Genomic DNA, 24,141 nt, shown 5'->3' on the forward strand with positions numbered 1-24,141 from the left:
CGCCCCGCCGCCCCGCCCTACGGCTTGGGCAGGGTGCACCCGCTCTTGTTCAGGTCGATCTGGTTGCCGGCCTTGAAGCAGGCCGGGATCAGGTAGGTCTCCTGGGCGTAGTTGATGCCCTTGCGGACGGTGACGTTGCCGTTCGCGTCGACCTCACACGGGTTGTTCTCGGTGCAGCGCTCGCCGTCCTCGTTGCCGGTGTTGTTGACGGCGACGACCTTGCCGGTGGACTGGTCGATCACCGGCGAGCCGGAGGTGCCGCCGATGGTCTGGCAGGCGGAGGTGTAACGGACCGAGTCCTTCCAGGTCCAGTCGCCCTCCTTCATCCGGTAGACGAACCCGTCGACGTTGCAGCTGTAGAGCCGCTTCCAGTAGCCGGACGCCACGGTGATGGCGGTGCCGGCGACCGGGTGCGTGTCCTGCACGGTGAGCGCCGAGATCCCGTACGAGTTCTTGATCGACGCGTAGGTGCTGGTGAGCTGGTAGATCGAGACGTCGGTGTCGGTCATCGTCCCGTACGCGAGCTTGCTGGCGCGCAGGGTCGCGACCCTGGTGCCTGCGGAGTTGAGCAGGCCGAAGGTGCGGCTGGAGGCCTGGTTGACGAGCACCTCGCCCGGCTCCGGGAACCCGGTCGACAGGCAGTGGCCGTTGGAGAGCACCAGCGCGGGGTCGGTGTCCAGGGAGGCGGGGAAGCGGACGACCGAGCCGGAGCAGTTGCTGAGCGCGACGGTACCGGCGAGGTTCACGGCCTTGAGCGTGGGCGTGGCGGCCTTGAGCACGGGAGCGGCCGCTCCGGCCGCGGCCGGTGCGGCGACCGCGGGCGCCGCGCCCGCCCCGGCGATGGCCAGGGCGAAGCAGGCGGCGACGAGAGGCTTTCTCATGTGGGGGTCCCCTCTTACGACAGGGCGACCGGAGATCTTCCGGCCGCCCGCTGTTTTGTCATGCGCATTGTTGGTGCACAGAGAGGAGAGAACAAGGGTCGCTTTTCAGCCGCGGGAATCGCGGCTCCGGGAACGGCCCCGGCCTACCTGCCCCCCTTGCCCCGGCCCCGGCCCTTCCCGGGGTTGCCCTTCGGGGAACCGGACGCCGGAGCGGGGGCCGCGGCAGTCGCCGCCCCGCTCGCGGCGGCGCCGGCCGACGACCCGGCGGAGGGCGCCTCGGACGCCGCGCCCCCCGACGGCGACACCGGAGCGGCCGAAGCGGACGGGGTCGGCTCCACGGGCCCGGCGGAGCCGCTCCCGGCCGAGGCCGGCCCGTCCGACGGGCTCACCGCGCCATCCGACGCCGAGCGCGTGTCCCCCTGCCTGCCCCGCTGGTCACCGGCCGGATCCCCGGAGAACGACATCCCCGCCGCCACCGCCGCCAGCGCCACCGCCCCGACCGCCCCGGCGGCTACCAGCACGCGGCGCGAAGGCCGGCCGCCCGTGCGGTGCGCGGCACGCCGACGGTCCGCGCGGCCGCCCGGCTCCGGCCGCGACGCCGGCTCCGCGGGACGCACCCTGGGCAGCTCGGCGGTCTCGTCGTAGGCGTTCTCCCACCCGTGGGCGGCCGCCGGGTCGGTGTACCGCTTATAGGAGGCCGGATCGGTCTCGGCGTACGGGTGGTACACGATCGGCCGCACCGGAGGCACGCCACTCTCACCTGGCCTGAACATGCCGCGGATTGTAGGGACAGGAGTGACTCCTGGGACAGCTACCGGCGATAACGACCCAAACCACCCGACCCGCGTGGCGGAAAACACGCCCCCGGAGGCGTTACCGGGCCGTAAGCTCCCAGACATGCAGGTGATCCAGTCGACCAAGCTCGCCAACGTCTGTTACGAGATCCGGGGCCCGGTTCTCGAGGAGGCGATGCGGCTGGAAGCGGCCGGTCACCGCATCCTCAAGCTGAACACCGGCAACCCGGCCGCCTTCGGCTTCGAGGCCCCGCCGGAGATCCTGGAGGACATCCTCCGCAACGTCTCCACGGCGCACGGCTACGGCGACGCCAAGGGCCTGCTGGCGGCGCGCCGGGCCGTCGTGATGCACAACCAGACACTCGGCATCGAGACGGACGTCGAGCACGTCTTCATCGGCAACGGCGTCTCCGAGCTGATCGTCATGGCGATGCAGGGCCTGCTGGACGACGGCGACGAGGTGCTGGTCCCGGCGCCGGACTACCCGCTGTGGACCGCCGCCGTCTCGCTCTCCGGCGGCACCGCCGTGCACTACCGCTGCGACGAGCAGGCGGACTGGATGCCGGACCTCGCCGACATCGAGCGCAAGGTGACCGACCGCACCAAGGCACTCGTCATCATCAACCCGAACAACCCGACCGGGGCGGTCTACGACGAGGCGATGATCCGGGGGCTGACGGACATCGCCCGTCGGCACAACCTGCTGATCTGCTCGGACGAGATCTACGACAAGATCCTCTACGACGGCGCCACGCACACCCCGACCGCCAAGGTCGCCCCCGATCTGCTCACCCTCACCTTCAACGGCATGTCGAAGGCGTACCGGGTGGCCGGCTACCGGGTCGGCTGGATGTCGATCTCCGGCCCGCGCGCGCACGCCGACTCCTACATCGAGGGCCTGACGATCCTGGCGAACATGCGCCTGTGCGCGAACATGCCGGGGCAGCACGGGGTGGTGGCCGCGCTCAGCGGACGCCAGACGATCAACGACCTGGTGCTGCCGGGCGGGCGGCTCAAGGAGCAGGTGGACACGGCGTACGAGCTGCTGACGCAGATCCCGGGCGTCACCTGTGTGCGGCCGAAGGGAGCGCTGTATCTGTTCCCGCGCCTCGACCCCGCCGTCTTCAAGATCCGGGACGACCGGCAGATGGTCCTCGACCTGCTGCGCCGGGAGAAGATCATGGTGGTCCAGGGGACCGGCTTCAACTGGCCCGAGCCGGACCACTTCCGGGTCGTCACCCTGCCGACGGCGACGGACCTGCGGGACGCGGTGGGCCGGATCGCCCGCTTCCTGGACGGCTACAGCCAGCCTTAAACATGATCCGGGCAGTGACTTCGCGAATTCCTCAACTTTAGACGAAATCTAAGCTAGGATGGTTTCCTGACAGCACGGGAGGCCATCCTCATGTACGAGCCGATCCACACAGCTTCTTCCCGTAGGTCCGTCCACCCCACGATGGCCGGCACGCCCTCGGACTTCCCCCACCGCTCCCGCGAGGAGGAGCTGGACATCCAGCTCGCAGGTCATCTCGCGGCGCTGCTCGCCGTCACCGACGAGCTGCGCGCCACGGCGCCGTCCGCCGACCTGGACGCCGCCGCAGCCCGGCTCGCGCAGCAGGTGACCCGGCTGCGCGGCGGGCGGACGCAGGTCCGCTCCGCCCCCGCCTCCGCTCCGGCCGCCGCGCCGCGCCTCGTGGCCCTGCACGACCGAGCCCACGCCCTCGCGGGCCGGGCCCTCCTCGTCGCCGCGTCCCGCGCGGACACCGCCGTGGCGATCCTGGCGGCCCAGCGCATGGACGCGCACGCCGCGGGCCAGGCGGAGCAGCAGGAGCTGAGCGCCGCCGGCTGACCCCCTTCCCGGGGGGCTCCCCCATCGGGGACCTCGAACGGCCCCGGTCCGCGTGCACCCGCAGCGACGCGCGGACCGGGCGCCATGACCGTGTCACGCCCATCCGACGGGCGCCGCCTCCCGCTGCGCCCCGTCGCGGTCCGCCCATTCGGGTGATCTGTACACCACAAGCGCCTGCCGGACGGCGGCGTCCTCGCGGCGGACTCGTAACGTCGGCGCACATGACGGTGGTCGACTCCGGCACGTCGGCACGCCCGCGGTCCGCTCGAAGTCGGCCTCCTGCGAACATCGAGCCGAGCAGGGAGCACCAGATGACGTCGACCGCCACCCCGAGGTTCTCCGTCTTCACCCCCAGCCACCGAACCCGATTCCTCGACGAGTGCCTGGCGACCCTGCAGGCGCAGACCTGTCCGGACTGGGAGTGGATCGTCCTGCTCAACAACGGCGCCCGCTGGCGGCCGGAGCGCCCCGACGACCGGGTCCGGATCGAGATCGCGGACGAGGTCACCGGCGTCGGAGCGGCGAAGCGCAGAGCCTGTGAACTGGCCCGCGGCGAGATCCTGGTGGAACTCGACCATGACGACCTGCTGGCGAAGGCGTGCCTGGCGGAGCTCGGAAAGGCCTTCGACGAGCACCCCGACGCCGTCTTCGTCTACAGCAACACCGCGCAGATCACCGAGGACGGGAAACGGGACGACAGCCGTTTCAACGAGTCGCACGGCTGGCACTACGAGGACGTGCGCGTCGACGGCCGCACCCTGCTGCAGGTCAGGGCGATGGCGCCGACCCCGCACAACATCGCGTACATCTGGTACGCGCCCAACCACGTGCGGGCGTTCCGCAGGGACGCCTACGAGACGGCCGGCGGGTACGACGCCTCCCGCACGGTCCTGGACGACCAGGATCTGATGTGCCGTCTGTTCCACGTCGGCGACTTCCACCACATCCCCCGCTGTCTGTACCTGCAGCGGATGCATCCGGCGAACACCCAGCGCGACCCGGAGACCAACGCGCACATCCAGAGCGAGACGGTCGCCCTGTACGACAAGTACATCGAGGCCAACGCCCTCGCCTGGACGTACCGCAGAGGACTGCTCGCGCTCGACCTCGGAGCGGCGCACCGGAAGCCGCCCGGTTACCTGGGCGTGGACCAGTACCCGGGCGAGGGCGTCGACATCGTCGCGACCCTGCCCGGCAGGCTGGACCTGCCCGACGACTCCGTGGGTCTGATGCGGGCCGTGGACTTCCTGGAGCACGTGCCCGCCAAGATCCCCCTGATCAACGAGCTGTACCGGCTGCTGGCGCCCGGCGGCATGCTCCTCAGCACGACCCCCAGCTCCGACGGCCGTGGCGCGTACCAGGACCCGACCCACGTCGCCTACTACAACGAGAACTCCTTCTGGTACTACACGGACGACCAGTACCGCGCCTTCGTGCCCGAGATCGAGGCCAGGTTCCAGAGTTCCCGGCTGACCACCTGTTTCCCGTCCCAGTGGCACTCCGAGAAGAACATCTCCTACGTGATCGCCAACCTCATCTCGGTGAAGGACGGCGCCGAACGGTGCGGAGGCCCGCTGCTGGTGTAGTTCCTGCGCGGCCTCGGCCGCCGCACCCGAGACGCCCCGCGGACGCACGGGTCCCGCGGGGCGTCTCGCGTCGGTTCAGGGCCGTCGCGTCGTGCGGGCCGCGGCGGCCAGTGCGGCGAAGGCGGGCAGCCTCACGGCCGCGGCCAACTGGTCGTCCCACGGGGGAAGGGGCGTCAGGCCGGCCCGCAGCCAGCCGCCATGGCCGAGCACGCCGAACGCCGGGCGCGCGGCAGGCCGGGGGAACTTCTCCGAGCCGACGGGGCGGATCCGCTCGGGATCGAGACCGCTGAGCCGGAAGGCGTCGCGCGCCAGGCCGCACCAGGTGGTGCGGCCCGCCGACGTGCCGTGGTAGATGCCCGCCGGTGCCCGCCCCGTGAGCGCGGCGCGCCCGAGGGCGGCCAGCTGCCGGGCGAGCGCCCGGGTCCAGGTCGGCTGGCCGTGTTGGTCGGCGACCACGTCCAGGGTCTCGCGGCGGGCGGCGAGTCCGAGCACGGTGGCCACGAAGTTGGGACCGTGCTCGCCGTAGAGCCAGGCGGTGCGGACGACGTAGCCGGTGTCCGGCAGCAGCTCGACGACCGCCCGCTCGCCCGCCAGTTTGCTCCGGCCGTACGCGTTCACGGGGCCCGTCGGCGCGTCCTCGGGGTAGGGCCCGCGGGCGTCGCCCGGGAAGACGTAGTCGGTCGACAGGTGCAGCAGGATCGCGCCGCCGTCCGCGCAGGCGCGGGCCAGGTGGCGGACGCCCGTGCCGTTCACGGCGGTGGCGGCCGCCTCGGACCGCTCGGCGCCGTCGACGTCCGTCCACGCGGCGCAGTTGACGACCACTGCGTGGCCGGGGACGGCCGCACGAACGGCGGCCGGGTCGGTGATGTCGAGCCGATCGCGGCCGAGGCCCGTCACCGCGGCGTCCGGATCGGCGGCGAGTTCGGCCAGCACGTCCCGGCCGAGGAGCCCGTGGGCGCCGGTGACCAGCCACCTCGTGGTCATCGCGGTGCGGCCCTCTCCTTCAGCGGCTCCCACCAGGAGCGGTGGGCGCGGTACCAGGCGACCGTGTCCGCCAGCCCCTCCGTCAAGGGCGTCTGCGGGGCGTAGCCGAGTTCTTCGCGGATCTTGCTGTCGTCCAGCGAGTAGCGCAGGTCGTGCCCCTTGCGGTCGGGCACGTGCTCGACCCGGTCCCAGTCCGCGCCGAGGGCGTCCAGCAGCAGGCCCGTGAGCTTGTGGTTGCTCAGCTCGACGCCTCCGCCGATGTGGTAGACCTCCCCCGCCCGGCCGCCGCGCAGGACCAGGTCGATGCCCCGGCAGTGGTCGGAGACGTGCAGCCAGTCACGGACGTTGCGGCCGTCCCCGTACAGGGGGACCGGCTTCCCGTCGAGCAGGCGGGTGACGAAGAGCGGAACGACCTTCTCGGGGAACTGGTACGGCCCGTAGTTGTTGGTGCAGCGGGTGACCACGACGTCCAGGCCGTGGGTGCGGTGGTGGGCGAGGGCCAGCAGGTCCGCGCCGGCCTTCGAGGCGGAGTACGGGGAGTTCGGGGCCAGCGGATGGCTCTCGGTCCACGACCCTTCGCCGATCGAGCCGTACACCTCGTCCGTGGACACCTGGACGAAGCGGCCGACGCCGTGCCGGAGCGCCGCGTCGAGCAGCACCTGTGTGCCCAGCACATTGGTGCGGACGAACGGACCGGCCCCCTCGATCGACCGGTCGACGTGCGACTCGGCGGCGAAGTGGACCACCGCGTCCTGACCCGCCATCACCTGGTCGACCACGTCCGGGTCGCAGACGTCGCCCCGCACGAAGGTGTAGCCGGGGGCTTTCGCCACCGACGCCAGATTGGCCTCGACCCCTGAGTAGGTGAGCTTGTCGAGGACGGTGACGCGTGCCGCGGGATCCGCGCTCAACCGCTGCCGGACGTATTCGGAACCGATGAATCCGGCACCGCCGGTCACCAGGACGCGCATGGCTCTCCGAGTTCTCTCGCTGCCCGGCGCTCGACGCCGGGCAGGCCGGTCGGACGGGTCTTCGTGCGGCGGCGCCCTCCGAAGCCGAAGCCTCGAAGGGCGCGCCGCGCAGGTCCGGTGAGACCGGCGGCCGGTACCGCACCGCCGTCCACCGGGGACTACGGTGCTACGTCCGCACAGACCACGAAGGCCTGGATGGGGTTGTTGCCGGTGACGCCGGCCTGCCATCCCGTGGGGGGCGTAGTGGCCGTGCCGCCGGTCGGGGAGTTGTCCCGAAGGCTGCCGCCGCCGAGCAGTGTGGCCCCGCCGCCGGTGGCGACGTCTCCGAGATCGCAGACGACGGCCACGGCCGTCCCTCCGACCGACCCCGGGTTGGTCACGGTCTTGACGTACAGGTTGCTGCCGACGCCGCCCTGGTTGCCCTGCGGACCGGCGTCGCCCTGGAAGCCCTGGTTGCCCTGGAAGCCCTGCGCGCCCGTGTCCCCCTGGAAGCCCTGGTTGCCCTGGAAGCCCTGGTTGCCCTGCGCCCCCGCGTCACCCTGGAAACCCTGGTTCCCCTGGAAGCCCTGCACCCCCGCGTCACCCTGGAAACCCTGGTTCCCCTGGAAGCCCTGCGCCCCCGCGTCACCCTGGAAACCCTGGTTCCCCTGGAAGCCCTGCGCCCCCGCGTCACCCTGGAAGCCCTGGTTGCCCTGGAAGCCCTGGGTGCCCTGCGCGCCGTCAGCTCCGTCAGCGCCGTCGGCTCCCTGGAAGCCCTGCGGGCCCTGCGGTCCCTGCGGACCGGGCTTCCCCGGCTTACCCGGCTTGCCGGGCTTACCCGGCTTACCCGGCTTGCCCTCGTGACCCTGGGGGCCACGCGGTCCCCTGGGGCCGGCGTGGTCACGGCCGCTGTGGTGCTTGTCCTTGTCCTTGTCCCTGTCTGCGACGGCGGCGGACCGCGTGGTGCGCTCGGGCCGCACCGCCGCCTGGCCCTCGGCGCCGGCTCTGCGGATCGCGTCGGCGATGGCCACGGAGGGCCGCTCGATCGGGCGCAGTCGCACCACGGAACTGTCGGCGCCGGGCCGGCTCGCCGCATCGGCGACGGCCACGGCGCTCGGGACGACGCCGAGCGCCACGGCGACCGCGCCCGCCGAGACGAGCGTGGCGGATTTCAGGCGCGAGATTCGGATCGTTCTACGGTTCAAGTGAACCTTCCTCACAATGGGGAGGGGATCAGACAGCAAGCGCGCACTGAGTGAGTTTCATGCCGCTCGCATGCCACTTCACCTACGGTCACGAACAACGAGGACATTCTTCACCTTTTGTGAAAGAACTATGAATGATCGTCCGATATAGTGGGTGCGGATCACCCGGGCGGCGTCCATGCCTTTGCCGTCACTCGGACATTCCGCCGAAAGAGTGGAAGTCGCCGAACGGCAGCCTCCGTCAAGCGTCGCTGCCGAGAATTCCGCGAAACGCGAGGCAGTCCTCGAACAACGGCAGCAGACCCTGCCGCTCCGCCTGCTCCAGCGTGGGCGCGGCCGCGTCCTTGTCCGAAAGGAGCGGCACGAGGTCGGCGGGCCAGGCGATGGCCAGTGCCGGGTCGAGCGGATGGATTCCGAACTCGCGTTGCGGCGCATATCCCCGCGAACACAGATAGACGACGGTGGAGTCGTCCTCCAGCGCCATGAACGCGTGCCCCAGCCCCTCCGAGAGATAGACGCAGCGGTGCGTCGTGTCGTCGAGCCGGACCGCCTCCCACGTCCCGAAGCCCGGGGAACCGACGCGGATGTCGACCACCACGTCCAGGACGGCGCCGCTGACACAGGTGACGTACTTCGCCTGTCCCGGCGGGACCGCCGCACAGTGGATGCCGCGCAGCGTTCCGCGCGCGGAGCGGGAGCAGTTGGCCTGCTCGAGCCGGAGCCCCTGGCCGACGACGTCCTGGAACACGTCGGCCCGGAACCACTCGTGGAAGCGGCCCCGGTCGTCCGTGAACACCGTCGGCGTGTCCACCCACGCCCCTTCGATACCGAGCGGTCTCACGCGACCGCCTCCTTCCGGCCGCTCAGCCCGTTCACGTCGCACAGGGGGCGTCCGCCCGGCACGGGCGGGACAACGTGCCGGGCTTCCTCCAGCAGTCCCAGCAGGTACTGGCCGTATCCGCTCTTCAGAAGCGGCCGGGCCAGCTCGCGGAGCCTGTCGTCGTCGACCAGGCCGGCCCGCCAGACCGCCTCCTCGAGGCAGCCGATCTTGAATCCCTGACGCTCCTCGATCACCCGGACGAACTCCGAGGCCTGGACCATGGAGTCGAAGGTCCCGGTGTCGAGCCACGCGGTGCCCCGGTCGAGGCGGGTGACCTGCAGCGCCCCGGCCTCCAGATAGACGCGGTTGAGGTCGCTGATCTCCAACTCGCCGCGGGCGCTGGGCCGCAGGCCACGGGCGATGTCCACGGCACGGTTGTCGTAGAAGTACAGTCCGGGCACGGCGTACCGGGATCTCGGCCGGGCCGGCTTCTCCTCGATGGACACCGCCCTGCCCATGTCGTCGAACTCCACGACGCCGTACGCCGAGGGATCGGCGACCTGGTAGGCGAATACCCGGCCGCCCTTCAGATCGCCGTGCAGGGCCAGCCGGGTGCCTAGGCCGCTCCCATGGAAGATGTTGTCGCCCAGAATCAGGGCTACCGATTCTTCGCCGATGAAATCGGCGCCCAACAGGAAGGCCTGGGCGATTCCCTCCGGGCGTTTCTGTTCCGTGTAATGCAGCCGCAGACCCAGTTCACGGCCGTCGCCGAGCAACCTGATGAACTGGCCCTGGTCTTCGGGAGTGGTGATGATGAGAATGTCCCGGACGCCGGCCATGACGAGCGTGGAAAGCGGATAGTAAATCATCGGTTTGTCGAAGACCGGCAGCAGTTGCTTCGACACCGAGCGGGTCAACGGCCAAAGTCGCGAGCCGGTGCCTCCGGCCAACAGGATTCCGCGCACGGCATCACCATAGGCCGACCGGACGGGAATTCCGGGGGAGAAACACCACCCCACGAAACACCGAACCCCCACGACAGACGCAGGACTGTCGTGGGGGTGTTCGGTGCAGCACCGCGGCCGGTCGTGACGATCGCTGGTCAGGGCATCCCCATACCGGCCGCGGAGTCGTCGGCGGGTCAGCCCAGGCGCTTCACCAGCGCGCGGTACTCGTCCCACAGTTCCTTCGGGGTGTGGTCGCCGAAGGTGTTGAGGTGCTCGGGGACCAGGGCGGCCTCCTCGCGCCAGATCTCCTTGTCGACGGTGAGGAGGAAGTCGAGGTCCTCGTCGTCGAGTTCGAGGCCCTTGGTGTCGAGGGCCTCCTTCGTCGGCAGGATGCCGATCGGGGTCTCGACGCCCTCGGCGTGGCCGTCCAGACGCTCCACGATCCACTTCAGGACGCGGCTGTTCTCGCCGAATCCGGGCCAGACGAACTGGCCTTCGTCGTTCTTGCGGAACCAGTTGACGTAGTAGATCTTCGGGAGTTTCGCCTGGTCCTTGCCCTTGGCGACGTCGACCCAGTGGCCCATGTAGTCGCCCATGTTGTAGCCGCAGAACGGGAGCATGGCGAACGGGTCCCGGCGCAGCTCGCCGACCTTGCCCTCGGCGGCGGCCGTCTTCTCGCTCGCCACGTTCGCGCCGAGGAAGACGCCGTGGTTCCAGTCGAAGGACTCGGTCACCAGCGGGACCGCGCTCGCGCGGCGGCCGCCGAAGAGGATCGCCGAGATCGGCACGCCCTTGGGGTCCTCCCACTCGGGCGCGATGATCGGGCACTGCGCCGCGGGCGTGGTGAAACGGGCGTTGGGGTGGGCGGCCGGGACGCCGGACTGCGGGGTCCAGTCGTTGCCCTTCCAGTCGGTGAGGTGGGCCGGGGTCTCCTCCGTCATGCCCTCCCACCAGACGTCGCCGTCTTCGGTGAGGGCGACGTTGGTGAAGACCGAGTTGCCCCACAGCGTCTTCATCGCGTTGGCGTTGGTGTGCTCACCGGTGCCCGGCGCGACGCCGAAGAAACCGGCCTCGGGGTTGATCGCGTACAGCCGGCCGTCCTCGCCGAAGCGCATCCAGGCGATGTCGTCGCCGATCGTCTCGACCGTCCAGCCGGAGACGGTGGGCTCCAGCATGGCGAGGTTGGTCTTGCCGCAGGCGCTCGGGAAGGCGGCGGCGACGTACTTGGACTCGCCCTGCGGCGGGGTGAGTTTGAGGATCAGCATGTGCTCGGCCAGCCAGCCCTCGTCGCGGGCCATGACGGAGGCGATGCGCAGGGCGTAGCACTTCTTGCCGAGCAGGGCGTTGCCGCCGTAGCCGGAGCCGTAGGACCAGATCTCGCGGCTCTCGGGGAAGTGCGAGATGTACTTGGTCGAGTTGCAGGGCCACGGCACGTCGGCCTCGCCCTCGGCCAGCGGCGCTCCGAGCGTGTGCACGGCACGCACGAAGAAGCCGTCGGAGCCGAGCTCGTCCAGGACCGGCTGTCCCATGCGGGTCATGGTGCGCATGGACACGGCGACGTAGGCGGAGTCGGTGATCTCGACGCCGACAGCGGACAGCGGCGAACCGAGCGGGCCCATGCAGAAGGGGACGACGTACATCGTGCGGCCGCGCATCGAGCCGCGGAACAGGCCCTTCTCACCGGAGAAGATCTCCCGCATCTCCGCGGGGGCCTTCCAGTGGTTCGTGGGACCGGCGTCCTCCTCCTTCTCGGAGCAGATGAAGGTGCGGTCCTCGACCCGGGCGACGTCGGTCGGGTCGGAGGCCGCGTAGTAGGAGTTGGGGCGCTTGATCGGGTCGAGCCTCTTGAACGTGCCCTTCTCGACGAGCTCCCCGCACAGGCGCTCGTACTCGGCCTCGGATCCGTCACACCAGACCACGTTGTCCGGCTGCGTCAGTTCGGCGATCTCGTTCACCCAGGAGACGAGTTCCTGGTGCTGGGTGGGAATGACGGGGGGAGCCGCGATGTCGCGCGCCACGATTGCTCCTAAAAGAGGGGTTTTTTGTTGGAGGCCCCGTGGGGGCTGCGACCCGGATGCTTCACGGTGGTGAACCCTGGCGCTCATCCGGTGCCGACCGCACTCATTTGATCATCCGACTGTGATGCGCATATGTCCAGAGGGCCTCACAAGTGAGCGGAGTGAGGATGGCCACGTGTACAGGCGTCACTTTGCGTTCCCGTGACGTTCACACGGCCGGCCGTTTACCCGGACTTCATGAGACGATGACCACTCCTGGCCATCGGCCATGTCGTACTGACGCGTAACTTACGGTTCCGTAGCTACGATTCCCCCCATGACTGCGCCCGTCCCCGACGCGCCCATGGACACGCCGGCCGCCCGCGCCGCGTCCGTCGCGCACTCCCTGTCGGAAGAGATCAAGCCCAAGCTCCGCGGCTGGCTGCACCTCGGCATGTTCCCGGCAGCCCTCGTCTCCGGACTGATCCTCACCGCCCTCGCGGACTCGACCCGCGGCCGCGTCGCCTGCGGAATCTTCGCCCTGACGGCCTGCCTGCTGTTCGGGGTCAGCGCCCTCTACCACCGCGGCGACTGGAGCCCGCGGATGGACGGGGTCCTGCGCAGACTCGACCACGCGAACATCTTCCTGATCATCGCGGGCACCTACACGCCGCTCACCATGCTGCTCCTGCCCGGGAGCAAGGGGCGGTGGCTGCTGTGGAGCATCTGGGCCGCGGCGCTCGCCGGGATCGCCTTCCGGGTCCTGTGGGTCGGTGCTCCCCGCTGGCTCTACACCCCCTGCTACATCGCGATGGGCTGGGCGGCCGTGTTCTTCCTGCCCGACTTCATGCGCACGGGCGGCATCGCGGTCCTGGTCCTGGTCGTCGTCGGCGGCCTCCTCTACAGCGCGGGCGGCGTGATCTACGGCATCAAGCGCCCCAACCCGTCACCGCGCTGGTTCGGCTTCCACGAGGTGTTCCACTCCCTCACCCTCGCCGCCTTCGTCGTGCACTACGTCGGCATCTCCCTGGTGGCCTACCAGCACGGCTGACCGCTCCCCCGCACCCTTTTCCGGCCATGGCGTCCCCGCCATGGCCGTTTTGCATGCCCTGGAAGAGACTCCTTATTGACATCAACCACTTTTTGACAGCTACTCTCATTTCATGGTTGCTCCCATGAACACGTCCGCCCCGGCGCCCGACCCCCGCCGCTGGTGGGCCCTGGCCGCCCTGGTCGCGAGCATGCTCACGCTCGGTTTCGACACGACGATCCTGAACGTGGCGCTCCCGACCATGGCGGAACAGCTCGGCGCCGGCACCGGCGAGCAGCAATGGATGGCCGACTCGTACGTCGTCGTCTTCGCGGCGCTGATGCTTCCGGCCGGGCTCCTCGGCGACCGGTTCGGCCGCCGCCGGATGCTCATCGCCGGCCTCGGGATCTTCCTCGCCGGCTCACTCGCCGGCGCCCTCGCCGGGGACGTCGCCTCGGTCGTCGTCGCCCGCGCCGTCATGGGCGTCGGCGCCGCGCTCGTCATCCCGCTCGGGCTGTCGGTCCTCCCCTCGCTCTTCGCACCCGACGAGCGCACCAAGGCCGTCGGCATCGTCTCCGCCGGATCCACGCTCGGCCTGCCGCTCGGACCGATCATCGGCGGCTGGCTGCTCGACCACTTCTGGTGGGGCTCGGTCTTCCTCATCAACCTCCCCATGGCCGCGATCGGCATCGCCGCCTGCCTCTTCCTGCTGCCCGAGACCCGGGACCCGGCCTCCCCCCAGGTGGACGCCGCCTCGACCGCGTTCACCGCGGCCGGCCTCGGCGCGCTCGTCTACGCGATCATCGAGGCGCCGGCCCGCGGCTGGGGCGACCCCCTCGTCCTCACCGTGTCCGGCACGGCCGTCGCCCTGCTCGCCGCGCTGGTGCTGCGCGAGCGCAGGTCGCCGCGGCCCATGCTCGACATGGGGCTGCTCGCCCAGCGCGGCTTCCTCTTCAACACCCTGGCCGCGACCCTCGTCATGTTCGTGCTCTCCGGCCTGCTGTTCGTCCTGCCGCCATACCTCCAGGCCGTCCTCGGCAACGACGCCCTCGGCACCGGGGTGCGCCTGTTGCCGATGATGGGCGGGCTGGTGGTCGCCGCACGCGCCGCACAGCCGGTCGTCGCCCGGTTCGGGGCGCGGACCGTGGTCAGCGCGGGCCTGACGATCCTGGCCTTCGCCGCGCTGCTCGGCAGCCGCACGACGGCCGACTCCGGGTACGGCTTCACCGCGCTGTGGCTGTCGGTCGCCGGCGTCGGCTTCGGCTTCTCCGTCGTGCCCGCCATGGCCGGCGCCCTGAGCACCCTGCCCGCGGACCGCGCCGGCAGCGGCTCCGGACTGCTGATGACCCTGCGCCAGGTCGGCGGCGCCATCGGCATCGCCCTGCTCGGCAGCCTGCTCGCCGGAACCTTCCGCGACCGCCTGGACGTCACCGGGCTGCCCGCCGGGGCCGCCGACACCGCCGGGGAATCGGTCATCGCCGCTCACCTGATCGCCGAGCGGACCCACCTGACCGCTCTCGCCGGCTCCGCCGACGACGCCTACGTCCACGGCATGGGAGTGGTCCTGCTGGTCTGCGCGGCCGCCGCACTGGCCTCCGCGCTGCTGGCGGCGGCGTTCCTGCCGGGGAGCGGGCGGGTCCAGGCCCCGGACGCGCGGGACGCCGGTCCGCGGAACACCGGCCCCGGCGACGCCGGTCCCCGGAACGGCGGTCCCGACGGCGGTCCCGACGTGGTCGCGCCGCGGAGCGATGCCCGACAATGAGCCCATGACGGCCGCACGCACCAGCTCCCCCGCCGACCGCCCCCGACTCGGTCTGCGCGAGCGCAAGAAGCTCAAGACCCGCGAGGCCATCCGCACCGCGACCTACGCGCTCATCCGGGAACAGGGGTACGACGCCACGACGATCGACCAGATCGCCGAGCGGGCCGAGGTGTCGCCGTCGACCGTCTTCCGCTACTTCCCCGCCAAGGAGGACATCGTCCTCACCGACGAGTACGACCAGGTCCTGCTGGAGGAACTGCGCGTCCGTCCGGCGGACGAGCCGTGGACGGAGTCCATCCGTCAGGTGATGCTGGCGGCCGCCCGCACCGGCGTCGAGGACGACGTCGAGGTGGCGCGGCTGCGCACCGACCTGCTCGTACGGGTTCCGGCGGTGCGCTCGCGGATGATGGAGAGCATGTCGGTCACCGGCCGGCTGCTCTGCGGCGCGATCGCCGAGCGCACCGGCCGCGATCCCGAGAGCCTGGAAGTCCGCGTCCACGCGATGTCGCTCATCGGGGGCCTGATGGAGGCGTCCATGTACTGGGCGGAGAACGGCCACCGGGGCGACTTCCCCGCCCTCCTCGACCGTGCCCTGGACGTCCTCGCCCACGGCCTGGAGCACGACCGCGAACACGGCCACGAACACGATCGGGAAAGCCGCCGGAAAAGCCGCGGGGAACCGGCTCCGGGCAGGGAAAACCCCTGAGCCACCGCCCTTCCCCCATGCCATCCTGACCTGGTGAACGCACCCGAGATCCGCGTCGAAGTCGCCCCCGAGCTGGCCCTGTTCGTCCCGCACGCCCGGCGCGCCGGCGCCACCGCACTCGCCGTCGACGGCGTGTCGACGCTCGGCCATGTCGTCGAGTCCCTCGGGGTGCCCCTCACCGAGGTCGGCTCCCTCATCGTCGACGGCCGCGAGGCGCCGGTCTCGCACATCCCCGCCGACGGCGAGTCCGTCGAGGTCCGCCCGGTCAGCCGCCCGCAGCGCGTCCCCGGCGCCCCGCTGCGCTTCCTCCTGGACGTCCACCTCGGCACCCTCGCCCGCCGGATGCGCCTGCTCGGCGTGGACACGGCGTACGAGTCGACCGACATCGGCGACCCGGCGCTCGCCGCCCGCTCGGCAGCCGAACGGCGCGTCATGCTCAGCCGGGACCGGGGTCTGCTGCGCCGCCGTGAACTGTGGGCGGGCGGCTACGTGTACAGCACCGACCCGGCCGAGCAACTGCGCGACGTCCTCGACCGGTTCGCTCCCGCGCTGCGCCCGTGGACCAGGTGCACCGCCTGCAACGGCGAGCTGCGCCAGGCCGCCAAGGACGAGGTCGCCGACCAGCTCGAACACGGCACCCAGCAGAACTACGACGTCTTCGCCCAGTGCCGCTCCTGTGGACGCGCGTACTGGAAGGGCGCGCACCACGACCAGCTGGAGGCCATCGTGGAACGCGCCCTCGCCGAGTTCCCGGGCTGACCCGCCGAGGCGCCGCCCTCCCGGCCCGCAGCCCGTCCGGCCCGCAGCCCGTCCGCTCCGTCGCCACCCGGTCCGTCGACCCGACGCCCTCTAACCCGCCGGCTGCTCCCGGCCGCCGAGCGCGGCGCGCAGGTGTTCCGGGTCGGTGGTGGGGGCGTCACAGGTGAAGTCGCGGCAGACGTACGCGGTCGGCGCGCCGTCCCGCAGCGGCCGGTCGGCCAGCAGCGGGAACTCGTCGCCGCCCGGGACGCCGAAGGCGACGACCGCGCCCGGGGCGTTGCCCAGCAGCGCCGTGCGATGCAGGGCCCTCGCCGCGAGGTCGTCCGTGGCGGGGCCGACGACGGCGACCTCGCGCGGGCCGTCGAGCAGCGCCTCGGCGACGGCCAGCCCCCACCCGATGAACCGGGGAACCCGCGGCCCGAGCGCCTTCACCACGCCCAACGCCCGCTCCGCGGCCGTGCGGTGCGGCTCGGAACCGGTGTGGGCCGCGTACCCCAGCAGCGCACCGGCCGCGGCCGTCCAGCCGGAGGGCACGGCGTTGTCGGTCGGGTCCTGTGGCCGTCGGATGAGCCGCTCGGCGTCGGCGGCGGTGTCGAACAGCGCGCCGGACTCCGGGTCGGCGAACCGGGCGAGGACATGGTCGAGCAGGAACCCGGCGAACTCCAGCCAGACGCCCTCCCCGGTGACCGAGGCCAGCGCGAGGAATCCCTCGGCGACGTCGGCGTAGTCCTCCAGGACGCCCGCGTTGGCCCCGACCTGACCGTCCTTGCTGGTCCGCGACAGCCGCGCCCGGTCGTCCAGGTGCAGCCGGACGAGGAGGTCGGCGGCGACGACGGCCGCGTCCACCAGGTCCGGACGGTCGAAGTAGGCGCCGGTCTCGGCGAGCGCGGCGATCGCGAGCCCGTTCCACGCGGCGACGACCTTGTCGTCCCGGCCGGGCGCCGGGCGCAGCGCGCGCTCACGCAGCAGCCGCTCCTTGATGCCCGCGATCCTGCCGGCGTCGAACACTTCCTCCTGCTGGGGCAGCTGCAGGACGGAGGCGCCGTGCTCGAAGGTGCCCTCCTCGGTCACGCCGAAACAACGTGCCGCGAGCTCGGCGTCCTCGGGGCCGAGCGCCGCCGCGAGCTGACCGGGCGTCCACACGTAGTACGCGCCCTCGACGTGGTTGCCGTCGCCGTCGTCGCTGTCGGCGTCGAGCGCCGAGGCGAACCCGCCCTCGGCGGTGCGCAGTTCGCGCACCATGAAGTCGGCGGTCTCCAGTGCGACCCGACGGGCCAGCTCGCTTCCGGTGGCCCGCCACAGGTGCGCGTAGACGCGGCAGAGCAGGGCGTTGTCGTACAGCATCTTCTCGAAGTGGGGCACCACCCAGTCACGGTCCACCGAGTACCGGGCGAACCCGCCGCCGAGCTGGTCGTAGATCCCGCCGCGCGCCATCCGCTCGCAGGTGTCCTGCGCCATCTGCAGCGCACCCTCGGCGCCGGTCCGCGCGGCGTGCCTCAGCAGGAACTCGAGCACCATCGACGGCGGGAACTTCGGCGCGCCGGCGAAGCCGCCGCGCTGCGCGTCGTACTCCCGGGTCAGCCCGAGCAGGGCCTGCGACAGCTCCTGTTCCCCGGGGGCGCGGCTGTCCCCGTAGGAGATCTCCCGTCCGGCGAGATCCCGCACGATCTTCCCCGCGACCTCGGCCACCTCGTCGCGCCGCTCGGTCCACGCCTGGTGCACCCCCTCCAGCACCTGCCGGAAGGAGGGCATGCCGTGCCGGGGCGCGGGCGGGAAGTACGTGCCGAAGTAGAACGGCTCGGCCTCGGGCGTCAGGAACACGGTCATCGGCCACCCGCCCTGCCCGGTGGCCGCCTGCACGGCTTCCATGTAGACGGCGTCGACGTCGGGACGCTCCTCCCGGTCGACCTTGATGTTGACGAAGTGGTCGTTGAGGCGGTCTGCGGTCTCCTGGTCCTCGAAGGACTCGTGCGCCATCACATGGCACCAGTGGCAGCTGCTGTATCCCACGCTCAGCAGCACCGGCACGCCCCGCCTGCGCGCCTCCTCGAAGGCCTCCGCCGACCAGGGCCACCAGTCGACGGGGTTGTCGGCGTGCTGGAGCAGGTAGGGGGACGTCTCATGGGCCAGTCGGTTCGCCATGACCTCCATCCTGCCGCAGGTCCCGGCCGGTCAGGCGGCAGGCATGTCCCAGACGGTGACGTTGAGCGTGCCCTGGCCCCTGCTCGGCGCGGTGACGACGCGCAGGTAGGCGACGTGCCCCTGGTCGGTCAGCAGGCAGAAGCGGTCGCCCCGCTTCACGTCGGCCGTGTAGGTGCCGTTGCGGTCCACGCTGTCGGCGCACTCCCCGGCGCTCGGGGCGGGACCTGAGGCGGGCAGCGGGGCCAGGCGGGAGGCGGAGTCCGGCACGAACAGCGTCGGGTCGCCGAGGGACGCCCCGAAGATGACGTCCCCGCCCTTGAGGGAGCTGCCCGACACGACCGGCCGGGACGTGTCCAGCTCGATGTACGACCCGGAGTCGGTCACGTCGGCCGCCAGGTCCGCGGGGCCGTACCGCACCTGCGCCGTGCCGGCGCCCGACCCGGCTCCCGGCGTGGCGGACGCCGGGGGCTGCGCCGGAGCGGAGGACGACGCCGAGACGGGCGGCCGCCCGTCGGAGGTCGGCGCCGCCTTGCCGTCGTCGTCCGACGAGCCCGGCCGGCTCACCAGAACCGTGATGAGAATGCCCACCACGGGGATGACGATCCCGACGACCCACCAGGCCCACCGCGGCTGTTGGGGCGTCTGAGGCGGCTGGGGATGCGGCGGCTGGGGCGGATAGGGCTGGTGGGGGCCCTGCGGCGGGCCCGCCGGCCCCCCGTTGTACGCGCTCATGCAACTTCCCCCGTCGTCCTGATCGGTTTCTGCGATCACGATAGTGGCGAGGGCGCCCCGTGCCGCAACGCCTCCTGCCCCCTCGCGCCGCGGAGCCGCCCGCCGCACACTTGACCGAGCACAACTGGTGCCGCCGGAGGGGGACGGGACATGCGGGACGGCCATAGGGCGGAAGCCGAGCGGTTGTTGGCGCGGGCCGTGGAGGAAGAGGTGCGGCGGTCCGGCGGGCGTGCCGACCGGCAGACGCTGCTGACGCGGGCGCGGGGCGCGCTGGACGCGATGGCGCAGACCGCCGCCGAGGAGTACGAGGCCTACGCCCGCGCCCTGGAGGAGACGGAGTCCGCCCGGATCAGCTTCGGACAGCGCTACGCGCGCGAGGGCGGCCGGACTCCGCTGCTGGTGGCGGGCGTCGCCGCCCTGACGACGGCGGTCGCCGACCTCGCGCTGGGCACGGGCCCGGGCACGGCGCTCGGCGCCGGGGTGACCGTCGGGGTCGTCGGGGCGGCGGCGACGGTCGTGAAGGTGGCGGGGTCTCATCTGCCGGCCGCGCATCACCGGGCCGGCGCGGCCGGACAGCCGGGCGGCGCGGAGCAGTTGAGGCTGCAGTGGCTCACGGCGCTCGAAGTGCGCGGCATCCGGCCGTTCCTGGACCAGCAGCGCGTGCTGAGCGCGACGACCGGTCCGAAGAAGGCGACGGGACCGCAACTGCGCGGCGCGGACAAGAGCGCGGCGGCACGCGGGCGGACGGTGCTGCAGCAGTCGTTCGCACAACTCCCCGAGCCGGTCGGTCCGTTCGCCGGGCGACGCGCGGAACTCGCGCAGATCCGGCAGTGGGTGCAGGCGGCGCGGGCCAGCACGCAGACCCGTCCCACCGTGGTCGTGCTGCACGGCGCTCCCGGCAGCGGCCGTACCGCCCTCGCGGTGCGGGCCGCGCACGATCTGCGGGACCAGTTCCGCGGCGCCTGTGTGGTGGACCTGCGGGGCGACAGCACGGGCGAGACCCCGCTGCCCACCCGGGACGCCCTGCTGCATCTGCTGAACCGGCTGGGCGCGCCCCGCGAGCAGCTTCTCTTCCGTGAGCGTTCTTCGGCGGAGCAGCAGCTGAAGCGGCTGGGCGAGCTGTACCACCAGCACCTGACGGGTCTGCCGGTGACGGTGATCCTGGACGACGCCTCGGATGCCGAGCAGGTCCGTGCGCTCGTCCCGGAGCGCTCCGACAGCCTGGTCCTCGTGACGGCCCGGTCGTCGCTCGCCCTGCCGGCCGAACTGTCGGCGTGGGTGCATGAACTGGCGATCCGTCCGCTGGCGGCGGCGGGCGCGGAGGAACTGCTGGGCGCGACGGCCCAGGACGCCTCGGGTCCGTACGACGCCGAGGCCGCGGACCGGATCACCGAGCTGTGCGGCGGGCTGCCGCTCGCGCTGCGGGTCGTGGGCTCCTCACTGGGCCCGCGCTCGCCGCGCGCCCTCGCGGCGGATCTCGAGGCGTACGGCCCGGTGGAGCCGGTGGAACGCGCGCTGTGGCTGCGCTACACCGACCAGCCGGAGACGACCCGCCGGCTGCTGCGCCGGCTGGCGCTGGCCGGACGGGCCTCGCTGGGTACGGCCGCGGCCGCCGCGCTGCTCGCGACGGACCGCCCGGAGGCGTCCCGTCTTCTCGCGGCCCTCGCCGACTCGGGTCTCGTCGACCGGGTCCGTGGCGACCGCTACCGTCTGCACGACCTGGTCCGCGGTTTCGCGCAGGCCCGGCTGCTGGACGAGGAGGACCCGGCCGAGCGTTCGGCGGCGCAGGAGCGGCTGCTGGTGAGCTACGCGGAGCTGGCCGACTCCGTGCTGCGCCTGGTCGACGGCAACATGTCGACCCGCTCCGACCGGTTCACCCCGCACGGCTTCACCTCGCTGGACGAGGCGCTGCGCTGGCTGGACGACGAGTCCAGCTTCATCACGGCGACGCTGCGGCACGCGGAGGGCGTCGACCAGAACGCGGTGATGAGTCTGCTGGGCGCGCTGTGCGACTACTGCCTGCTGCGCGGCGACCTCTACCGGCTCGGCGAGATCAGCGAGCTGGCACAGTCGGTCGGCCAGGATCTGCTGGTCAGGTCCGTGCAGTGGCGCACCGGCATCGCCGCCCGTCAGCTGGGCGAGCTCGACAAGGCGCGCACCACGCTCAGCTCGGTCGTCGACCTGTATCTGCAGGCCCACCACGACGCGGGCGCCGCGCGGGCGCTGTGCTCACTGGGCATCACCCTGCACCACCAGGGCCAGCTCACGGAGGCGTCGGCGAAACTGCGGGAGGCGATGGCCCTGCAGGCCGCGCCCGAGCTGGCCACCGACCGCGCCTGGACGATGCACGCGCTGGCGGCGGTGGAACGGGACCGGGCCCATCTCGCCGAGGCACTGGACCTGCTGACCCGTTCACTGCTGCTGCACCGCGAGGGCGGCTCCGTGCACGGTGAGGCGTGGGCGCACTTCCAGCTGGGGCAGCTGCATCTGCGGCGGGGCGATGTGCCGCAGGCCGAGTCCGAGCTGCGGCAGGCTCTTGACCTGTACGGCCGCACCCGCGACGCCCGCGGCGAGGCGTGGGCGATGACCCAGCTGGCGCGGGCCCGTCTCATCGACGGCGATCCGGGTCCGGCGGCGGAGGACCTGCGCCGGGCGTCGGCCCGGCACCGGGACAACGAGGACGCGCGCGGCGAGGCGTGGACGGTGTACTACCTGGGCCTGGCGCTGGAGGAGACGGGCGATCTCCATCACGCGGTCCGCGAACTGGAACGCTCCCGCACCCTCTTCTCCCGCATGCGGGACGTCTACGGGCTGGCCTGCGCCCGGCACCACTCGGCGCGGGTGACCCGCGACCAGCGCGCCGCGCAGACCGGTTCGCTGCGCAACTCGGGCTTCGCCCGGCAGCTCCTGGTCGACGCACGCGCCGACTTCCAGCGCATCGGCGTCGCCCACGGCGAGGCCTGGACGTGCCTCGAGCTGGCGATCGTGGACGCGGGCAACGCCCGTACCCAGGCGGCCCTCGCGCTGTGCGAGGAGGCGGCGGCCCTGTTCACGTCCTACGGCGACCGGCGGGGCGAGGACTGGGCCCGCTTCCTGCGCTGCACGCTCCTGCCGTACGCGGCCCCGGGCGGCGTGGAGGTGGGCACTGCGGTGGCGCAGGAGGACCTGGCGGAGCTGCGGCGGGCGCACCATCCGCTGCGCGACGACCGGCTGACCGAGTGCCTGGAGGCCTACGGCCTGCTGCTGGACCGCGGCGTCCGCCTGGAGTCGGGCTGGCAGGCATGGCGTCTGGGGCTGGTACCGGACAGGCACGGACGGGAGGTCATGGGGGTGGACGTCGGCGCGGTCTGAGGCGGCCCCGGCCCCGCCGAGGGTGAGGCGGGCTCGGGCCCCGCGCGAGGTGAAGCGGCCCCGGCCCCGCGCGAGGTGAAGCGGGCTCGGGCCCCGCGCGAGGTGAAGCGGGCTCGGGCCCCGGGCGAAGAGGGCGGGCTCGGGACCCGCGCGAGGTGAAGCGGCCCCGGCCCCGCGCGAGGTGAAGCGGGCTCGGGCCCCGCGCGAGCTGAGGCGGGCTCGGGACCCGCGCGAGGTGAAGCGGCCCCGGCCCCGCGCGAAGAGAGCGGGCTCGGGACCCGCGCGAGGTGAGGCGGGCTCGGGACCCGCGCGGAGAGAGCGGGCTCGGGCCCCGGCCGGTAGCCGGTGATCCGGCTACCGGACCGGGCCCGGCGCCCGCGGCAGCGTCCGCGCTCGCCCGGTCACGGCCTCACGTCGCCGAGGAGGGCTTCCCCGTCGTCGTGTTCGCCGCCGTGTCACCCGGGGCGTCCGTCGGCGCGCCGGCGGAGGTCCGCTCCCCGGCGGCCGTCTCCGTGAAGTCGACCTTGCCCATGTGCTTGCTCATGGACCTCATCAGGCCCCACACCGCGACCGCCATCGCCGCGAAGACGACGAAGCCGAGGACGCCGGGGGTGACCTTGTTCTCGTCGACCTCCTTGGCAAGGGGGACGAGGTGCGTCATTGCCAGGCTCACGCTTGCGCTCATGTCAGGCATTGTCGCGGATGCCCGCGAAGAGGTCGTCCTCGGGGATGGCGGTGTCGACGCGCGACTTCGCGAGCTCGTACTCCTCCGTGGGCCACACCTCCCGCTGGATCTCCATGGGAACGCGGAACCAGCCGCCGTCGGGGTCGATCTGGGTGGCGTGCGCGATCAGCGCCTTGTCGCGGATCTCGTAGAAGTCGTCGCAGGGGATGTGCGTGGTGAGCGTGCGCTCCCGCTGCCCGAACTCCTCCCAGCGCTTGAGCCACTCCCCGTAGGGGGACTCCAGGCCGCGGTCGAGCATCGCCTGGTGCAGCGCCATGGTGCGCGGACGGTTGAAGCCCTGGTTGTAGTAGAGCTTCAGCGGCCGGTAGGCGGCGCCGAACTCGCTCTCGGGGTACTTCTCGGTGTCGTCCGCGCCTTCGAACGCCACCATGGAGATCTTGTGGGTCATGATGTGGTCGGGGTGCGGGTAGCCGCCGTTCTCGTCGTAGGTGGTGATCACCTGGGGACGGAAGGTGCGGATCTGCTTCACCAGCTCGCCGGCCGCCTTGTCGACGTCCTCCAGGGCGAAGCAGCCCTCCGGGAGCGGCGGCAGCGGGTCGCCCTCGGGCAGGCCGGAGTCGACGAAGCCGAGCCACTCCTGCCGGACGCCGAGGATCTCGCGGGCCTCGTCCATCTCCTTCTTGCGCACCTCGTGGATGTGCTCCTCGATGTACGTGTCGCCCTGCAGCTTGGGATTGAGGATGGAGCCGCGCTCCCCGCCCGTGCAGGTCACGACCAGCACGTCCACCCCCTCGGACACGTACTTCGCCATGGTGGCCGCGCCCTTGCTCGACTCGTCGTCGGGGTGGGCGTGCACGGCCATCAGTCGCAGCTGGTCAGTCAAGACTCAATCCTCGGTAAGTCGGCGCCCGGTGTGCACCGGCGCGATCGCAGGCTTCTATAGTGACCGAATCGGGGGGCG

Annotated in this window: 20 protein-coding genes; 8 read left to right on the top strand and 12 right to left on the bottom strand. The window is 71.9% G+C overall.

Annotated elements, in window-relative coordinates; translation table 11 throughout:
* Positions 1-17: 17 nt before the first annotated feature.
* Positions 18-881, bottom strand: a complete 864-nt coding sequence (locus tag ACN6LD_RS21205; protein ID WP_445044003.1) for a S1 family peptidase — start codon at positions 879-881, stop codon at positions 18-20.
* A 143-nt stretch (positions 882-1,024) separates the two neighbouring features.
* On the bottom strand, positions 1,025-1,654 hold the full coding sequence (locus ACN6LD_RS21210; RefSeq protein WP_445044004.1) for a hypothetical protein: 630 nt from the start codon (positions 1,652-1,654) through the stop codon (positions 1,025-1,027).
* 124 nt (positions 1,655-1,778) lie between these two features.
* Here ACN6LD_RS21210 and ACN6LD_RS21215 point away from each other — a divergent pair, with 124 nt between their 5' ends.
* The 3 genes from ACN6LD_RS21215 (at position 1,779) to ACN6LD_RS21225 (ending at position 5,110) form a co-directional block, all read left to right on the top strand.
* The gene (locus ACN6LD_RS21215) at positions 1,779-2,990 is read left to right on the top strand and encodes a pyridoxal phosphate-dependent aminotransferase (protein WP_306949564.1); all 1,212 of its coding nucleotides are present in this window, start codon (positions 1,779-1,781) and stop codon (positions 2,988-2,990) included.
* A gap of 90 nt (positions 2,991-3,080) precedes the next feature.
* Positions 3,081-3,524 carry an SCO4983 family protein gene (locus ACN6LD_RS21220; RefSeq protein ID WP_445044005.1) on the top strand — a complete coding sequence of 148 codons (444 nt, stop codon included), beginning with the start codon at positions 3,081-3,083 and terminating at the stop codon, positions 3,522-3,524.
* 311 nt (positions 3,525-3,835) lie between these two features.
* On the top strand, positions 3,836-5,110 hold the full coding sequence (locus ACN6LD_RS21225) for a glycosyltransferase (protein WP_445044006.1): 1,275 nt from the start codon (positions 3,836-3,838) through the stop codon (positions 5,108-5,110).
* 75 nt (positions 5,111-5,185) lie between these two features.
* Here ACN6LD_RS21225 and rfbD read toward each other — a convergent pair whose 3' ends face one another.
* The 6 genes from rfbD to ACN6LD_RS21255 all read right to left on the bottom strand — a co-directional run bounded on the left by rfbD (position 5,186) and on the right by ACN6LD_RS21255 (position 12,034).
* Entirely contained in the window at positions 5,186-6,094 is a 909-nt protein-coding gene (gene rfbD, locus ACN6LD_RS21230) for a dTDP-4-dehydrorhamnose reductase (RefSeq protein WP_319188196.1), read from the bottom strand.
* Positions 6,091-7,065 (bottom strand): dTDP-glucose 4,6-dehydratase, encoded by a 975-nt coding sequence (gene rfbB, locus ACN6LD_RS21235; protein WP_319188198.1) that lies wholly within the window; start codon positions 7,063-7,065, stop codon positions 6,091-6,093. The genes rfbD and rfbB overlap by 4 nt, the downstream gene beginning before the upstream one ends.
* A gap of 158 nt (positions 7,066-7,223) precedes the next feature.
* Complete coding sequence (locus tag ACN6LD_RS21240) at positions 7,224-8,249, bottom strand: hypothetical protein (RefSeq protein WP_445044007.1); 1,026 nt, start codon at positions 8,247-8,249, stop codon at positions 7,224-7,226.
* A 241-nt stretch (positions 8,250-8,490) separates the two neighbouring features.
* Positions 8,491-9,090, bottom strand: coding sequence for a dTDP-4-dehydrorhamnose 3,5-epimerase family protein (locus ACN6LD_RS21245; protein ID WP_319188201.1), 600 nt, complete (start codon positions 9,088-9,090; stop codon positions 8,491-8,493).
* Positions 9,087-10,034, bottom strand: a complete 948-nt coding sequence (rfbA, locus tag ACN6LD_RS21250) for a glucose-1-phosphate thymidylyltransferase RfbA (protein ID WP_319188204.1) — start codon at positions 10,032-10,034, stop codon at positions 9,087-9,089. The genes ACN6LD_RS21245 and rfbA overlap by 4 nt, the downstream gene beginning before the upstream one ends.
* 176 nt (positions 10,035-10,210) lie before the next feature.
* The gene (locus ACN6LD_RS21255) at positions 10,211-12,034 is read right to left on the bottom strand and encodes a phosphoenolpyruvate carboxykinase (GTP) (protein WP_319188206.1); all 1,824 of its coding nucleotides are present in this window, start codon (positions 12,032-12,034) and stop codon (positions 10,211-10,213) included.
* 316 nt (positions 12,035-12,350) lie between these two features.
* Between ACN6LD_RS21255 and trhA the strand changes: the two genes are divergently transcribed.
* The 4 genes from trhA (at position 12,351) to ACN6LD_RS21275 (ending at position 16,270) form a co-directional block, all read left to right on the top strand.
* Entirely contained in the window at positions 12,351-13,064 is a 714-nt protein-coding gene (gene trhA, locus ACN6LD_RS21260) for a PAQR family membrane homeostasis protein TrhA (RefSeq protein WP_319188208.1), read from the top strand.
* A gap of 112 nt (positions 13,065-13,176) precedes the next feature.
* Positions 13,177-14,805: an MFS transporter gene (locus ACN6LD_RS21265; protein ID WP_445044008.1), complete on the top strand. Its 1,629-nt coding sequence runs from the start codon at positions 13,177-13,179 to the stop codon at positions 14,803-14,805.
* 4 nt (positions 14,806-14,809) lie between these two features.
* On the top strand, positions 14,810-15,511 hold the full coding sequence (locus tag ACN6LD_RS21270) for a TetR/AcrR family transcriptional regulator (RefSeq protein WP_445044009.1): 702 nt from the start codon (positions 14,810-14,812) through the stop codon (positions 15,509-15,511).
* A gap of 33 nt (positions 15,512-15,544) precedes the next feature.
* Positions 15,545-16,270 carry a Mut7-C RNAse domain-containing protein gene (locus tag ACN6LD_RS21275; RefSeq protein WP_445044010.1) on the top strand — a complete coding sequence of 242 codons (726 nt, stop codon included), beginning with the start codon at positions 15,545-15,547 and terminating at the stop codon, positions 16,268-16,270.
* Between the two features lie 90 nt (positions 16,271-16,360).
* Here the strand turns inward: ACN6LD_RS21275 and ACN6LD_RS21280 are convergent, their stop codons facing one another.
* Both ACN6LD_RS21280 and ACN6LD_RS21285 read right to left on the bottom strand, forming a co-directional pair.
* Positions 16,361-18,412, bottom strand: coding sequence for a thioredoxin domain-containing protein (locus tag ACN6LD_RS21280; RefSeq protein WP_445044011.1), 2,052 nt, complete (start codon positions 18,410-18,412; stop codon positions 16,361-16,363).
* Positions 18,413-18,442: 30 nt separating this feature from the next.
* A complete protein-coding gene (locus ACN6LD_RS21285; RefSeq protein ID WP_445044012.1) occupies positions 18,443-19,144 on the bottom strand; it encodes a hypothetical protein in 702 nt (233 codons plus the stop codon).
* A gap of 150 nt (positions 19,145-19,294) precedes the next feature.
* Between ACN6LD_RS21285 and ACN6LD_RS21290 the strand changes: the two genes are divergently transcribed.
* Positions 19,295-22,495: a tetratricopeptide repeat protein gene (locus ACN6LD_RS21290; RefSeq protein ID WP_319188219.1), complete on the top strand. Its 3,201-nt coding sequence runs from the start codon at positions 19,295-19,297 to the stop codon at positions 22,493-22,495.
* Positions 22,496-22,904: 409 nt separating this feature from the next.
* Here ACN6LD_RS21290 and ACN6LD_RS21295 read toward each other — a convergent pair whose 3' ends face one another.
* Complete coding sequence (locus tag ACN6LD_RS21295; protein WP_445044013.1) at positions 22,905-23,189, bottom strand: hypothetical protein; 285 nt, start codon at positions 23,187-23,189, stop codon at positions 22,905-22,907.
* On the bottom strand, positions 23,182-24,042 hold the full coding sequence (gene mca / locus ACN6LD_RS21300) for a mycothiol conjugate amidase Mca (protein ID WP_057584486.1): 861 nt from the start codon (positions 24,040-24,042) through the stop codon (positions 23,182-23,184). Before mca ends, ACN6LD_RS21295 begins: the two co-directional genes overlap by 8 nt.
* Positions 24,043-24,141 lie beyond the last annotated feature (99 nt).

Source organism: Streptomyces sp. SAS_272 (assembly GCF_052543235.1).

What these genes read in the sequence shown, in the direction of transcription:
- ACN6LD_RS21205 (WP_445044003.1), bottom strand. Translation starts at nt 881, where the DNA reads ATGAGAAAGCCTCTCGTCGCCGCCTGCTTCGCCCTGGCCATCGCCGGG.
- ACN6LD_RS21210 (WP_445044004.1), bottom strand. Translation starts at nt 1,654, where the DNA reads ATGTTCAGGCCAGGTGAGAGTGGCGTGCCTCCGGTGCGGCCGATCGTG.
- ACN6LD_RS21215 (WP_306949564.1), top strand. Translation starts at nt 1,779, where the DNA reads ATGCAGGTGATCCAGTCGACCAAGCTCGCCAACGTCTGTTACGAGATC.
- ACN6LD_RS21220 (WP_445044005.1), top strand. Translation starts at nt 3,081, where the DNA reads ATGTACGAGCCGATCCACACAGCTTCTTCCCGTAGGTCCGTCCACCCC.
- ACN6LD_RS21225 (WP_445044006.1), top strand. Translation starts at nt 3,836, where the DNA reads ATGACGTCGACCGCCACCCCGAGGTTCTCCGTCTTCACCCCCAGCCAC.
- rfbD (WP_319188196.1), bottom strand. Translation starts at nt 6,094, where the DNA reads ATGACCACGAGGTGGCTGGTCACCGGCGCCCACGGGCTCCTCGGCCGG.
- rfbB (WP_319188198.1), bottom strand. Translation starts at nt 7,065, where the DNA reads ATGCGCGTCCTGGTGACCGGCGGTGCCGGATTCATCGGTTCCGAATAC.
- trhA (WP_319188208.1), top strand. Translation starts at nt 12,351, where the DNA reads ATGACTGCGCCCGTCCCCGACGCGCCCATGGACACGCCGGCCGCCCGC.
- ACN6LD_RS21265 (WP_445044008.1), top strand. Translation starts at nt 13,177, where the DNA reads ATGGTTGCTCCCATGAACACGTCCGCCCCGGCGCCCGACCCCCGCCGC.
- ACN6LD_RS21270 (WP_445044009.1), top strand. Translation starts at nt 14,810, where the DNA reads ATGACGGCCGCACGCACCAGCTCCCCCGCCGACCGCCCCCGACTCGGT.
- ACN6LD_RS21280 (WP_445044011.1), bottom strand. Translation starts at nt 18,412, where the DNA reads ATGGCGAACCGACTGGCCCATGAGACGTCCCCCTACCTGCTCCAGCAC.
- ACN6LD_RS21285 (WP_445044012.1), bottom strand. Translation starts at nt 19,144, where the DNA reads ATGAGCGCGTACAACGGGGGGCCGGCGGGCCCGCCGCAGGGCCCCCAC.
- ACN6LD_RS21290 (WP_319188219.1), top strand. Translation starts at nt 19,295, where the DNA reads ATGCGGGACGGCCATAGGGCGGAAGCCGAGCGGTTGTTGGCGCGGGCC.
- ACN6LD_RS21295 (WP_445044013.1), bottom strand. Translation starts at nt 23,189, where the DNA reads ATGCCTGACATGAGCGCAAGCGTGAGCCTGGCAATGACGCACCTCGTC.
- mca (WP_057584486.1), bottom strand. Translation starts at nt 24,042, where the DNA reads ATGGCCGTGCACGCCCACCCCGACGACGAGTCGAGCAAGGGCGCGGCC.